14 protein-coding genes are annotated in these 13226 nt (G+C 67.5%); 4 read left to right on the forward strand and 10 right to left on the reverse strand.

Annotated elements, in window-relative coordinates; genetic code table 11:
• Window positions 1-42: 42 nt before the first annotated feature.
• Window positions 43-858: a helix-turn-helix domain-containing protein gene (locus ASD87_RS01005; RefSeq protein WP_056315971.1), complete on the reverse strand. Its 816-nt coding sequence runs from the start codon at window positions 856-858 to the stop codon at window positions 43-45.
• A 179-nt stretch (window positions 859-1037) separates the two neighbouring features.
• On the opposite strand from ASD87_RS01005, the gene ASD87_RS01010 reads away from it, so the two are divergent.
• Together ASD87_RS01010 and ASD87_RS01015 are read left to right on the forward strand one after the other, a co-directional pair.
• The gene (locus tag ASD87_RS01010) at window positions 1038-2273 is read left to right on the forward strand and encodes an MFS transporter (protein WP_056315973.1); all 1236 of its coding nucleotides are present in this window, start codon (window positions 1038-1040) and stop codon (window positions 2271-2273) included.
• Window positions 2274-2669: 396 nt separating this feature from the next.
• A complete protein-coding gene (locus ASD87_RS01015; protein WP_056315975.1) occupies window positions 2670-3902 on the forward strand; it encodes a GGDEF domain-containing protein in 1233 nt (410 codons plus the stop codon).
• On the opposite strand, the gene ASD87_RS01020 is transcribed toward ASD87_RS01015, so the two are convergent.
• Complete coding sequence (locus ASD87_RS01020) at window positions 3892-5808, reverse strand: S9 family peptidase (RefSeq protein WP_056315978.1); 1917 nt, start codon at window positions 5806-5808, stop codon at window positions 3892-3894. The two genes, ASD87_RS01015 and ASD87_RS01020, sit on opposite strands and share 11 nt — an antisense overlap.
• A gap of 138 nt (window positions 5809-5946) precedes the next feature.
• Between ASD87_RS01020 and ASD87_RS01025 the strand changes: the two genes are divergently transcribed.
• On the forward strand, window positions 5947-6402 hold the full coding sequence (locus ASD87_RS01025) for a BPTD_2524 family lipoprotein (protein WP_056315981.1): 456 nt from the start codon (window positions 5947-5949) through the stop codon (window positions 6400-6402).
• A gap of 19 nt (window positions 6403-6421) precedes the next feature.
• Here ASD87_RS01025 and ASD87_RS01030 read toward each other — a convergent pair whose 3' ends face one another.
• Window positions 6422-6844, reverse strand: a complete 423-nt coding sequence (locus ASD87_RS01030; RefSeq protein WP_056318610.1) for a PaaI family thioesterase — start codon at window positions 6842-6844, stop codon at window positions 6422-6424.
• Window positions 6845-6919: 75 nt separating this feature from the next.
• Here ASD87_RS01030 and dinB point away from each other — a divergent pair, with 75 nt between their 5' ends.
• On the forward strand, window positions 6920-8017 hold the full coding sequence (gene dinB, locus ASD87_RS01035) for a DNA polymerase IV (protein WP_056315984.1): 1098 nt from the start codon (window positions 6920-6922) through the stop codon (window positions 8015-8017).
• Here the strand turns inward: dinB and ASD87_RS01040 are convergent.
• From ASD87_RS01040 to ASD87_RS01070, 7 genes are all read right to left on the reverse strand, one after another.
• Entirely contained in the window at window positions 8014-8478 is a 465-nt protein-coding gene (locus ASD87_RS01040; protein WP_056315985.1) for a GatB/YqeY domain-containing protein, read from the reverse strand. The two genes, dinB and ASD87_RS01040, sit on opposite strands and share 4 nt — an antisense overlap.
• An 80-nt stretch (window positions 8479-8558) precedes the next feature.
• Window positions 8559-8999, reverse strand: coding sequence for an excinuclease (locus tag ASD87_RS01045; protein WP_082586165.1), 441 nt, complete (start codon window positions 8997-8999; stop codon window positions 8559-8561).
• Between the two features lie 64 nt (window positions 9000-9063).
• Complete coding sequence (locus ASD87_RS01050) at window positions 9064-10290, reverse strand: beta-ketoacyl-ACP synthase (protein ID WP_056315992.1); 1227 nt, start codon at window positions 10288-10290, stop codon at window positions 9064-9066.
• Window positions 10290-11021 carry a 3-oxoacyl-ACP reductase FabG gene (gene fabG / locus ASD87_RS01055; protein ID WP_056315995.1) on the reverse strand — a complete coding sequence of 244 codons (732 nt, stop codon included), beginning with the start codon at window positions 11019-11021 and terminating at the stop codon, window positions 10290-10292. Before fabG ends, ASD87_RS01050 begins: the two co-directional genes overlap by 1 nt.
• Entirely contained in the window at window positions 11018-11473 is a 456-nt protein-coding gene (locus ASD87_RS01060) for a hotdog family protein (RefSeq protein ID WP_056315998.1), read from the reverse strand. Before ASD87_RS01060 ends, fabG begins: the two co-directional genes overlap by 4 nt.
• Window positions 11470-12669 (reverse strand): beta-ketoacyl-[acyl-carrier-protein] synthase family protein, encoded by a 1200-nt coding sequence (locus tag ASD87_RS01065; RefSeq protein ID WP_056316001.1) that lies wholly within the window; start codon window positions 12667-12669, stop codon window positions 11470-11472. Before ASD87_RS01065 ends, ASD87_RS01060 begins: the two co-directional genes overlap by 4 nt.
• Window positions 12666-13220: a DUF3261 domain-containing protein gene (locus ASD87_RS01070; protein ID WP_056316002.1), complete on the reverse strand. Its 555-nt coding sequence runs from the start codon at window positions 13218-13220 to the stop codon at window positions 12666-12668. The genes ASD87_RS01065 and ASD87_RS01070 overlap by 4 nt, the downstream gene beginning before the upstream one ends.
• Window positions 13221-13226 lie beyond the last annotated feature (6 nt).

Genomic DNA, 13226 nt, shown 5'->3' on the forward strand with positions numbered 1-13226 from the left:
CGGTAACGAAATCTGCCCGCCCAGGAGGAATTCAGCTTTATGTCAGGGGTTTCCGGCGCCGGGGACGGATTGCAGGTAGCGCTGCGGCGGCGCGCCCAGCGCGCGGCGGAACATGGCCGAGAACGCGCTGGCGCTACGGTAGCCAAGGTCCGCGGCGATCCGCGCGACGGGCTCGCCCAGCGACAGGCGGCACACGGCGTCGGCCAGGCGCACCTGCTGCACCCATTGGCGGTAGTTCAGCCCCAGTTCGCTTTGAAACAATCGGATCAATGTGCGGCCGCTGGCGCCGATCTCGCTGCCCCAGCCGTCGATGCCGCGCTGCAGCCCGGGCTGGTCCAGGATGGCCGCGCAAATGGCTTGCAGGCGCCGGTCGCGCGGCCAGGGGATCTGAATCGGCACGACACGGGCCGCGGCCAGTTCGGCCAGGATCAATCCGGCGATCTGTTCGATCCGTCCCCCGAGCGGGTAGTCGATGGGCTCGGCTGTCAGCGCCAGGATCAATTCGCGCAACAGGCCGCTTACCTCGATCACCTGGCACTGGGGCCAGTAGCCCGCGGCCGCTTCGGCCTGGATGTAGAGCGAACGCATGGAGACCGCGCCCACCATGTCCACGCCGTGCGGCACGCCGGCCGGCACCCAGAGCGCGCGCAGCGGCGGCAGGGCCCAGAAGCCGCTGGGCGTGGTGACGCGCATCACGCCTTCGATGGCGTAGATGAGCTGCGCGCGGGGGTGCGAATGCGAGCCGGTTTGCGCGCCCGCGGGAAATTCCTTGGCCATTGCCGTCACGACGCGCGGGCGATGCTGGTAGTCCTGGGCATTGATGCTGCGCGCGGGATCGGGGGCGGGGCGCACGACCATGGTGTCACTTCCGGCAAGAGGATGAGGGCACGCCCAAAAGCGCAGTGCGCCTATTTTGTCACTTTGGCGACGAAAATTGGCAGATCGCGCGGACGCCGGATTTCTACACTTGAGGCCTGGTTCCGGCGTCTGGCCGGCTGTCCTTTCCTCTGGCTTTCCCTCCACTTCTTGCGCGCCCCATGAACTCCGCCCAGAATCCCGCCGCCGGCCTGGCTGCCACTCCGCCCGCGGCACCGGCCGCCTCGTCCGATCCCTCCACCGCCTTCAAGGTGTTGGGCGCCATCAGCGTGGCGCATCTGATGAACGACATGATCCAGTCGATCCTGCTCGCCATCTATCCGATGCTCAAGGATTCGTTCAGCCTGACGTTCACGCAGATCGGCCTGATCACGCTGGTCTACCAGCTTGCCGCGTCGTTGCTGCAGCCCTTCATCGGCTTGTACACCGACCGGCATCCCAAACCGTACTCGCTGCCGGTGGGCATGGGGTTCACGCTGGTGGGCCTGTTGCTGTTGTCGATGGCGCCGTCCTTCGGCTGGCTGCTGGTGGCGGCGGTGCTGGTGGGCACCGGCTCGTCGGTGTTTCACCCCGAGTCGTCGCGGGTGGCGCGCATGGCGTCGGGGGGGCGGCACGGGCTGGCGCAGTCGCTGTTCCAGGTGGGCGGCAATGTGGGATCGGCGCTGGGACCGCTTCTGGCGGCGCTGGTCATCATTCCGCACGGACAGGGCAGCGTGGCGTGGTTCTCGGTGGCGGCACTGTTCGGCATCGGGGTGCTGATCTGGATCGGCCGCTGGTACAGCGCGAACCGCGTGCTGCTCAAGCCGCGCGCGCGGCGCGAGGGCGCGGACAATGGGCTCACGCGCCATCAGGTGATGGGCGCGTTGGCCGTGCTGGGCGTGCTGGTGTTCTCGAAGTACTTCTATCTGGCCAGCCTGAACAGCTACTTCACCTTCTACCTGATCGACAAGTTCGCGCTGTCGGTGCGCGAAGCGCAGCTGTATCTCTTTCTGTTCCTGGCCGCCGTGGCGGTGGGCACCGTGGTGGGCGGACCGGTCGGCGACCGCATCGGCCGCAAGATCGTGATCTGGGTGTCGATCCTGGGCGTGGCGCCGTTCACGCTGATGCTGCCGCACGCGAACCTGTTCTGGACGGGCGTGCTGGTGGTCATCATCGGCGTGGTGCTGGCCTCGGCGTTCTCGGCGATCGTGGTCTATGCCCAGGAACTGGTGCCGGGCAAGGTGGGGATGATCGCGGGGCTGTTCTTCGGCTTTGCGTTCGGCATGGGCGGCCTGGGCGCGGCGGTGCTGGGCCGGCTGGCTGACGCCACCAGCATTGGCCATGTCTATCAGCTATGCGCCTATCTGCCGCTGCTGGGCGTCGTGGCCATCCTGTTGCCAAAGATGCGGCGCGTGTAGGGGCGCCCGCGAGGATCGCAAGGATGCCGGCGCCAAATGTGCGCGCCACGCCCGCGGGGCGTGGTCGCGGCGCTTATGGCTGGGCCGTCGACGCACGGAACTTTACGGATATTTGCGTAAGTTAACTGTCAATTACTGCAAAGGGAACGTCACGGCGCGGGCGCCTTGGCGTATTCTTTCGTCGCAGGCCGTGCGATCGTCTTGGCGCGGGCGGTAAAGGTTCTGAACGAACAGGCGCGCGTTGCCCGATGGGCAAACGCGCAGTGGGTCATTTTGTCGTTCTGGTAACAAAAAGCATCAAAAATGCTGACGTGTAACGCGTTATCTATTGCGAACCCAGTGCAACTGCAATTCCCAACGGCGGGGCAGGCCCAGAAGGCCTGAGCCGGAACAACCATGACGACTAGCTTGTTTTTCCTGATGTGGGGACTCGCCACGGCGCTGGCGTTGCCGCTGCTGCTGCCATTTCATGGCCGCGGCGTCGAAGGCGTGCCCGCGTTCATGGCGGCCAATGCGCTGGCCGTGCTGTCGATGCTGGCCTACGCGTGCGCCGAGATGATGCCGCCCGCGGCCTATGTGATGGTGTCCAACGCGGCCTGGGCTGTGTCCGCCGCGCTGGTGTACATCGGCGTGCGACAGTTCTTCGGCTTGCATCCGCACATCCTGCGCACGACCGTGTTGTGCTCGCTGTGCACGTTTGGCTTTGCACTGCTGCTGTATCGCAACGACAGCCTGCTGTCGCGAATGATGCTGTATTCCGGCTACACCTGCGTGCTGATGGCGGCAACGGGCTGGGTCATCTTCCGGCAGCGGCGGCGCATCCAGACCGAAGGCGTCGTGCTCTACCTGCTGCTGGCCTTCTTCGGGCTGGTGGGATTGCACGCGCTGCGCGTGTATGTCTACGGCGCGGGCGTGGAAGCGCCGGTGTCGCTGCTGCAGCCGTCGGCGTGGGGCCTGTTCTTCATCGTGTGCGGCTCCGTCACGGTGCCGGGGCTGTTTCTGGCGCTGCTCTTTATGATCCAGTCCAGCCAGGCGGAAAAGATGCAGGCCGCGCTGACGTTCGACAGCCTGACGCAGGCCTACTCGCGGCGCAGCATCCTGGACGAGCTGGAACGCGAGCTGCAACGCTGCGAGCGCAGCGGCGGGAAGCTGGCGGTGCTGGTGCTGGACATCGACCATTTCAAATCCATCAACGACCGCTACGGGCACGCGGGCGGCGACACCGCGCTGCGGCACTTCGCGCGCGTGGTGCAGAACGCGGTCCGGTCGAGCGACCGCTTCGGACGCATGGGCGGCGAGGAATTCGTGCTGCTGATGTACGACTGTGATCCGGCGAGCGCGCTGGTGCAAGCGCAGCGCGTTTGCGACGCCTTGCGCGACATGCCGCTTTACCTGCAGGGGTTGGAAGTGCAGATGACCACGAGCGGGGGGCTGGCGTCCTACCAGCCCGGCGATAGCGCCGACGTGATCCTGGCGCGGGCCGATGTGGCGTTGTATCGGGCCAAGGAACAGGGGCGCGACCGGGTGGAAATGGCCTGGAGCGGCCGGGGGATGGTTCGGGCAGGCGGCGGCCAGCCGGCCGCCGCCACGAATGCCCTGGAGGCCGAAGCCGCGGGCACTACGGCTTGAGGTGTTCCGTCAGGAACTTCTCCATGGCCTCGTAGAACTCGAACTTGTTCTCGTCGTTGTGAAAGCCGTGGCCTTCGTTGTCCTTGACCATGTATTCCACATCGACGCCGCGAGCCTTGAGCGCCGACACCATCTGATCGCTCTCGTCCTTGTTCACGCGCGGATCCTTGGCGCCTTGCGCCACGAATAGCGGCGTGCGGATCTTGTCCGCATGCAGCGCCGGCGACGTGGCGGTCAGGCGGTCGCGGTCCCGCACCGGGTCGCCCACCATGTCCTGCATCTTGTCCAGCATCGGCTTCCAGTAGGGCGGAATCGACTTCATGAACGTAAAGAGGTTGGACACGCCCACGTAGTCGACCGCCGCGGCGTACAGGTCCGGCGTGAAGGCCACGCCGGCCAGCGTGGCGTAGCCGCCGTAGCTGGCGCCATAGATGCCGATGCGCTTGGGATCGGCGATGCCTTGCTTGACCAGCCATTCGACGCCATCGGTGATGTCGTCCTGCATCGCCAGGCCCCATTGTCCGAAGCCCGCTTCCCAGAAGTCGCGGCCGTAGCCGGTGGAGCCGCGGAAGTTCATCTGCAGGACGCAGAATCCGCGGTTGGCCAGGAATTGCACTTCGGGGTTGTAGCCCCAGCCGTCGCGGGCCCAGGGGCCGCCGTGCGGGTTGACCACGCAAGCCAGGTTCTTGGGCGTGCGGCCCGCAGGCAGCGTCAGGTAGCCGTGGATGGTGCGGCCGTCGCGGCTTTGGTAGCTGATGGGCTGCACCCGCGACATGTCGGCCTCGGGGATCGCCGGATTCAGGTCCGCCAGCTTGGTCAGCGTGCCGGCCACCGCGTCATAGATGTAGCGCGAACCGGGCGTGCGGTCGTTGTAGGCGGCGACGATGAACTTGTTTTCGTCGCGGTTGCCGCCCTGCAGGACGACGTCGTAGCCGGGCAGGCGCTCGGCGAGGGTCTTGTACAGCGCTTCGGTTTCGGCGTCGAAGAATTTGTATTGCGGCTTGTCGGTCTGGTAGGACGCGACGGTCAGCACGCGGCGCTTGCGCGAGAATGCCGCGCCGTCCAGGTCGACCGCATCGGGCGTGAAGATGACGTCTTCAACGTCCGGCGTGGCCGGGTCAATGACGACGAGCGAAAGCTTGTCGCGGCCGCGGTTGCTGAGCGCGTAGAACTTCTTGTCGTCGAACGTGAAGAACGCGGGGCTGACGCTGGTGCGGTAATCGGTGGTGATGAGGGGGCGGAAGTCGGAGGCTTCGTCGTCGCGGTAGAGCAGGGTGGTGTTCAGCCCGTCGCTGGCGACGGCGGCGCGCACCTTGCCGGCGTGGTCGGTCTGCCAGCCGACAATGTTGCCCGGGTTCTGCGCCACCAGCACGGCCGCGCCGGTGTGGACGTTGACGCGGTAGACGTCGAAGACTTCGGGGTCGCGCTGGTTGTGACTGATCAGCACGTGGTCGGGATCGTCTTCCAGGTCGTCTTCGATGCCGGCGCGCACGCCCTCGTAGGGCGTCAGGTCGGTGATCGTGCCGGTCTTGGCATTGACGGCCAGGACGTGGAAGTTCTCGTCACCGCCAAAATCCTTCTGGTACAGCACCACGTCCGCGCCTTTCCAGAAGTAGGCGCTGATGTCGCGCGCGGTCTCGCGCGTCAGTTGGCGCGGCTCGCCGACGAGCTCGCTGCCTTGCAGGGGCTGCACATAGATGTTCATGCGGGCCGGATTGCCGTCCACGCTGGTCGGCTGCATGAACGAGAGCGTCTGGCCGTCGTCCGAGAGCCGGAAAAAGCCGCGATCCGGGTTGCGGAAGAAATCTTTCAGGGGATAGGCGCGAGGAGGCGGCTGCGTGGCGCAGGCACCCAATGAGGCGCCGACAATGCCGGCCGCCAGGACGGTGCGCAGGAATGAGAACAAGGGAAACCTCCGTGATGTCGATCCGCGTTGCAATGGCCGGTCGATAATGCCATAGCCGCGCAAGGGGTGTCGAACCGGCCCCACTTATGCCGCCAGGCGGTTTGCGGGATAATCGCGGCAATTCTTCTGGAGATTTACATGTACAGGAATCTGGTCGCGGCCTCGGCGCTGGCCCTGGGGCTGGCCGGCTGCTCGCTCGGCATTTCGCCGGACAGCGCGTCGCCGCACAGCGAATTCAAGGCGCCGGTGGCGTTCAAGGACGCCTACGATGCGGTCATCCGCCAGTCCAACGCCTGCCTGCGCAGCACCGACAACGCCTACCGTGTCGTGTCCGACCTGAACGAAAGCGCGCAAACCGGTGTGGTGCGCGTGCTGGCGCCGTACTCTGATCGCGAAATGTCGCGCGTGGACCTGAAGTCGCTGGGCCCGAAGTCCACGGACGTGCGCGTCGTGATGTGGGGCAAGGGCACGTGGGATGCCGCCGCGATGCGCGCCATGCAGGACGCGGTGTACTACGGGCTGGTGTCGTGCAGCACGTACATGCCGCTGGATCCGCGTCCGCCCGTCAAGCCGTCGCGCGACCTGCCCAGGTAGGACAGGGAGCCTGGTAAGGTCAGTCGCCGCCCGGACGGCGGCGGATGATCTTGAAGGTGGCGGTGGCGCGAGCCACCAGTTCGCCGTCAGTGCGGCGGATGTCGCCCTCGCAGAAGGCGATGGAAGCGCCGCGGCGCAGGCACCGCGCCTCGATGACCAGATCGCCGGTGGCGGGCGACAGGAACGTGGTGTTCATGTCGATGGTGGCCATGCCTTCGGTGGCGTCGGCCGAGCCGCGGGCGGCGGCGCTCAGGGTGAAGTCCAGCACGCTCATCAGCGTGCCGCCGTGCACATCGCCGCGGCTGTTGGTCAAGTCTTCGCGCCACGGCAGCGTCGTGCGGGCGTAAGCGGGCGCGATGCTTTCCGGCACCAGGCCGATGAAACTCATGAAAGGAATGGTCAGGCCGAAGTAGTCGGTGTTGGCGCGGGCGGGTGCAGTCATGGATCCGTCGGGGGCAAGAAGGGATAGCGAATTGTCGCCGGTCATAATATATGTTTTTGCCACGGGATTGAGGCCATGACGGGGCAGGCGCCCGCGCAGTCCGCGCGCAAGATCGTGCATGTGGATATGGATGCTTTCTATGCATCCGTGGAGCAGCGCGACAACCCCGACCTGCGTGGCAAGCCGGTGGTCGTGGCCTGGACGGGCCCGCGCTCGGTCGTGTGCGCGGCCTCGTACGAGGCGCGGCGCTACGGCATCCATTCCGCGATGTCGGCCATCAAGGCCGAACGCCTTTGCCCGCACGCGATCTACGTGCCGCCCGATTTCAACCGCTACCGCGACGTGTCGCGCCAGGTGCGGCAGATCTTCGCCCGCCATACCGACCTGATCGAACCCTTGTCGCTGGACGAAGCCTACCTGGACGTCACGGTCAACAAATGCGGGCTGCCATCGGCCACCGAGGTGGCGCAGGTGATCCGCCAGCAGATCCGCGAGGAAACCGGCCTGACCGCGTCGGCGGGCGTGGCGCCAAACAAGTTCCTGGCCAAGATCGCGTCTGACTGGAACAAGCCCGATGGGCTGTTCGTGGTGCGGCCCAACAAGGTGCTGGCGTTTCTGGAGGCCTTGCCGGTGCGCAAGGTGCCGGGCGTGGGCAAGGTCACGCAGGCGCGGCTGGAGCAGCTTGGAATCCAGACGGTGGGCGACCTGGCGACGCACAGCGCGCAGGAACTTGAGCACTATTTCGGCCGCTACGGCCGGCGCCTGTATGAACTGGCGCGCGGCATCGACGAACGCGAGGTGCAGACGGACCAGCCGCTGCAACAGGTGTCCGCGGAAACCACGTTTTCCAACGATGTCCGGCTGGACGCCGTGGGAGACGCGCTGGACCGCATGGCGGAAAAAGTGTGGGATCAGGCGCTGAAGAAGGGCGCCTTGGGACGCACGGTGGTGCTCAAGCTGAAGACCGACCGCTTCCGGATCCTGACGCGCAGCCAGACCTGCGCGCAGCCGCCCGCATCCGCCCTGGAACTGGCCGCGTTGGCTCGGCTGCTATGCGAACGGGTCGACCTGCCGCCGGACACGCTGTACCGGCTGGCGGGGGTGGGGATGAGCAACTTCGCAGACCCGGCGGAGCAGTCGCGCCAGCCGGATCTGTTTGGGGGGGCGTTTTAGCTTGCGAGGCGGGCTTTCACTTGCTGCGACAGCGCCGTCATGTCGGCGCGGCCGGCCAGGTTTTGTTTGAGGATCGCCATTACCTTGCCCATCGCGGGCGCGCCCGTCACGCCTTGCGCGGCTACTTCCGCCAGCGCGGCGTCGATGGCGGCAGCCACTTCCTCGGGCGTCGCGGCCTGGGGCAGGAATTCCTGCAGCACGGCGAGTTCGCCCTTTTCCTGCTCGGCGGTTTCCGTGCGGCCAGCCTGCTCGAAGGCGGCGATGGACTCGCGGCGCTGCTTGACCTGCTTTTCGATGATGGCGGTGATTTCGGCGTCGGACAGATCGCGGCGTTCGTCCACTTCCTTCTGCTTGACGGCAGCCAGCAGGAATCGCAGCGTGGTCAGGCGCTCGGTGGCCTTGGCGCGCATCGCGTCCTTGACGGCGTCAGACAGGCGGGTCTTGAGCGTAGCAGTGCTCATCGGTAAACCTTTGTGGTGTTGCGGTAATCGGGAAGTGTAAACCGGGCCGGGGCGCACCGGGCGGCCCCGGCCCGTTGCGCTTACTTCACCGTGGCGAGGTCGCCGCGCAGCGCGACGCCTGCCACCATGGCGCCGGCGTGGCACTCGTAATCGGTGGTGCTGCGGTATTCGTTCTTGCGGTAGTAGCTGACGATATTGGTGACGGCATTGGCGCCGGCCTTCTTCGCGGCTTCATGCAGCGCGATCACGGCGGACTGGGCCACCCACACGCAAGCCTCTTCGTCCTTCTTGGCAAAGGCGTTCGTCTTGCGGTTGGTGACCACGCCGGCCTCCAGCACCTTGCCCTTGGGCCCCGTGCCCGCCAGGTAGAACTTTACGCTGCCGTCGATCTTGCCGGCGTCCTGCGCGGCCTTGACGGCGGCCGCGAGGGGCAGGTGGACGGTGCGATCCGCGGCCAGGACCGGGGCGGTCAGGGCAAAGGACACGGCCAGCGCGCCAGCGAGCTTGCAATGGAGGGTCATGACTTGCATTCCTTGATGAGACGTTGGAAAAGCGGGAAAGCGGTACCAGCGGCGCTGGCCCGCGTCAGGGCCAGCGCTTGAAGATCAGGGACGTGTTGATGCCGCCGAACGCAAAGTTGTTGTTCATCACGTATTCGTTGCTCATGCGCCGGCCGTCTCCGTCCAGATAATCGAGCTCGCCGCATAACGGATCGACATTCTGCAGATTCAGCGTGGGCGCGTACCAGTCGTGCCTGAGCATCTCGATGCTGAACCACGATTCCAGCGCGCCGCAGGCGCCCAGCGTGTGGCCCAGGTAGCTTTTCTGCGAGCTGATCGGCATGCGGCTGCCAAAGAGGCCGGAAGTCGCCTGCGTTTCGGCCACGTCGCCCTGTTCGGTCGCGGTGCCGTGCCCGTTCACGTAGCCGATTGCCTCGGGCGGCAGGCCGGCGTCGGCCAGCGCCATTTCCATCGCGATGCGCATGGTGGCCGCTTCGGGCCGGGTGATGTGCGTGCCGTCCGAATTGCTGCCAAAGCCCACGATCTCGGCGTGGATGCGCGCGCCGCGGGCCTGGGCGTGTTCCAGCGATTCGAGGACCAGCATGCCGCTGCCTTCGCCAATGACCAGTCCGTCGCGGTCGCGGTCGTAGGGGCGGGGCGTCAGTTCCGGCGTGTCGTTCTTCTGGCTGGTTGCGTACAGCGCGTCGAACACCAGCGCCTCGCTGGGGCACAGTTCTTCGGCGCCGCCCGCCAGCATCAGGTCCTGGCGGCCGTAGCGGATGGCCTCGTAGGCGTAGCCGATGCCCTGGCTGCCGGACGTGCAGGCGCTGGAGGTCGGGATGATCCGGCCCTTCAGTTCGAAGAAGATGCCGATGTTGGCCGCGGTGGTGTGCGGCATCATGCGCACGTAGGAATTGGCGTTCAGGTCATCCGTCACGCCGTTGAGCAGCATGTTGCCGAAGGCGCGGATTTCGGCGGTGCTGCCGACCGACGATCCGCAGGCCACGCCCATGCGCCCGTCGGTGATGCTGCGCTCGCCCAGCAGGCCGGCGTCGGCCAGGGCGTTTTCGGCGGCGCGCACCGCCAGCTGCGACACCCGGCCCATGCTGCGCAACTGCTTGCGCGTCCAGTGCGAGGGCGGCTGGAAGTTTTCGACCGGGCCCCCCAGACGGGTGTTCAGTTCCGTGTAGCGCGACCAGTCGGGCATGACGCGAATGGCGCTGCGGCCCTCCTGGAAAGCCTGCTGGATGGCCTGCCATTCCGATCCCAGGGCGCTGATGCCGGCCATGCCGGTGACAACGACGCGTTTCATCAGCAAAGTCCTCCGTTTACGGCGATGACCTGGCGCGTGATGTACGCGGCGCCGGGCGACATCAGGAATGCCACGGTCGCGGCCACCTCTTCGGGCCGGCCCATGCGCTGCGCCGGGATGGCCTTCAGGATTTCCTCGACCGGCACCTGCTCGTCGATCATGTCCGTATCGATCAGACCGGGCGCCACGCAGTTGACGGTGATGTGGCGTTTGGCCAGTTCCACGGCCAGCGCCTTGGCGGCGCCGATGAGGCCGGCCTTCGAGGCGCTGTAGTTGACCTGTCCGCGGTTGCCGACCAATCCGGAGACCGAGGTCATGCACACCACGCGGCCCGCCGCGCGGCGGCGGATCATGGGCATCGCCAGCGGGCTCATCACGTTGTAGAAACCGTCCAGGTTGGTCCGCAGCACCTGGTCCCAATCATCGCCCGTCAGGGCGGGGAACGCGCCATCGCGCGTCAGACCGGCATTGAGCACCACGCCGTAATACGCGCCGTGCGCGTCGACGTCTGCCTGCAGCACCGCGGCGCACTGCGCGCGGTCGGCCACGTCGAACTGAAGGATGCGGGCCTGGCGGCCACGGGCCTGCACCTCGGCCTGGACGGCCTCGGCCTGCGCGCGCTGTTGGCGGCAATGCAGCACCAGATCGTGGCCCGCGTCGGCCAGGGCCAGCGCGATGGCGCGGCCGATGCCGCGGCTCGAGCCAGTGACGAGAATGGGGTCGGCGCTCATTGGGGGGCTTGTTCCTGCATAAGGGTGTTGGGGTCGCTGGGCTGATAGACGTTGAGCCGGGCTTGGGCCAGCACGCGCGTGCCCTCGCGCAGTTCGCATTCGAAGACGCTCATGCCGCTGGCGTCGATCAGGCCGCGTTCGACGTGGATGGTGAGGGCGGCGCCGGCGGGCAACGATGCGTCGTGGCATTCGTAGCGACGCGTGCCAAGCAGGAAGCCGAGCTTGACGGCTTCGTTGGCCTGGCGGGCCTGGCAACCCGCCCAGGCGCCGACGGCCTGCGCCATCAGTTCCATGCCGAGCCAGGGCGGCAGCGAGCCGTCGGGCAGCGAGTAGGGGCCCGGCCGCACGACGGCCTGGGCGGTAAGGCTGTCCGCGTCATGGTGGGTGACTGCGTCGAGCAGGATCATGTCGCCTGCGTGCGGCAGCAGGCTGGCAATGGGCCACGTCGTCATGGCTGGCCTCCCAGCACCAGGCTGGCATTGTTGCCGCCGAAGGCGAACGAGTTGCTCATGGCGAGCCGCCGCCGGCCCGCCGGGTAGCGGTGCGCGGACGTGCTGAAGTCCAGCGCGGGCAGCGCCGGATCCGGTTGGCCATCCCACACATGGGGCATCAGCGCGCCCTGCGTGTTGGCGGCGGACAGCGTGATCCAGGCCAGCGCGGCTTCCAGGGCGCCGGCCGCGCCCAGCGTGTGGCCGGTCAGCGCCTTGGTCGACGCGCAGGGCACGCCGTTCGGAAACACCGCGTGCGTGGCGTGGCTTTCCATGGCGTCGTTGTGCGGCGTGCCGGTGCCGTGCAGGTTGAGCCAGCCAATGCTGGCGGCGTCCACGCTGGCCGATTGCAGCGCGGACTGCATGGCCCGGCGCGCGCCTTCGCCGGTCGGGTCGGGCGCGGACATGTGCCAGGCGTCGGAGCTGGCGCCGCCGCCCAAGAGCGCCACGGCGTTGGCATCGGCTGGATCGCGTTCCATCAGGAACAGCACGCCGGCTTCGCCGATGTTGATGCCGCGGCGATGGGCCGAGAAGGGCGCGCACAGCGCTTCGTCCACCGCTTCGAGCGTCGCGAAGCCATTGATGGTCAGGCGGCAGAGCGTGTCGGCGCCGCCGCAGATCACTGCGTCGCACAGGCCCAGCTGCAACAGCCTGCGCGCCGACAGCAGGGCGCGGGCGCTGGAGGTGCATGCGGTGGACAGGGTGTAGGCCGGCCCCGTCACGCCCAGCCAGTCCGCAAGGAAGGCGGCGGGCGAGGACAGGGCCTGCCTGCGGTAGTCGTAGTCGTCCGGCCATGCGCCGTGCGCGCGCAGATGGCGGAACGCGGGCGCATTGTCGTTCACGCCGGACGTGCTGGTGCCCAGCACCACCGCGACCCGCGCGGTGCCGTACCGGGCGATGGCGCCGCGCAGCCGGTCCTCGATCTGGAGGGCCGCCGCAAGCAGCAACTGGTTATTGCGGCTGTGGTGATGCACGGGCATCTGCGGGGGCGCCGGCGGCAGCGCGGCGGTGACGGCGCCCTGCGTCAGTGTGCGGCCGTTCACCCAGCCGTCCTGGGCGCGCATGCCGCTCGTGTCGCCCGCGAAAGCGGCGCGGCCGACGGCGTCCACGCCAGCACCCAGCGCGCAGACGATGCCGGGAGTGCCAAGCCAGGTCGTCATGGCTGCTCCTTCAGTGGGGTGATGCGCCACGTCACGCCGCTGGCGCTGCCGATCGACAACGCCTGGCTCTGCGAGTCCGCGGGATAGGTGACCGTCCAGCGCACCTTGCCGCCATCGAGCAGCAGACGTTGCGTGGCGCCGCCTTGCGAGGCCGCGCGCCACGACGCCTGGCCGTAGGCTGCGTCAAGCTCGGCCTGCGGGGTCCAGGCAAACATCAGCGCCGCGAACAGATCGCGCGCCTGCGCATTGGGCCGCATGAAACCATCGTTGCGCCATTGCCCGCGCTCCAGCATCTGGCGCGCCTGCGGCACGCCCATGGGGTCGAACAGCGACCACCGCAAGGCGGCGTCTTCGCGCTGGACCACCAGCAGCAGGTCCTGGGCGGGCTGGCCCGGCGCGGCCTGCACCACGTGCAACTGGCGCGGCAGCGAAAAGCCGGCGTCGCGCGCGGGCAGGGGCGGCGCGCCCGCGCAGCCGGCCAGGGCCAGCAAGGCCAGCGTCATCGCCAGGGCGCGGCAGGCAGACAGGAAGGAGGCGGGATGGGCGGTCATGGCGGG

This window comes from Achromobacter sp. Root170, assembly GCF_001428165.1.
GTDB classification, from domain to species: domain Bacteria; phylum Pseudomonadota; class Gammaproteobacteria; order Burkholderiales; family Burkholderiaceae_B; genus Achromobacter; species Achromobacter mucicolens.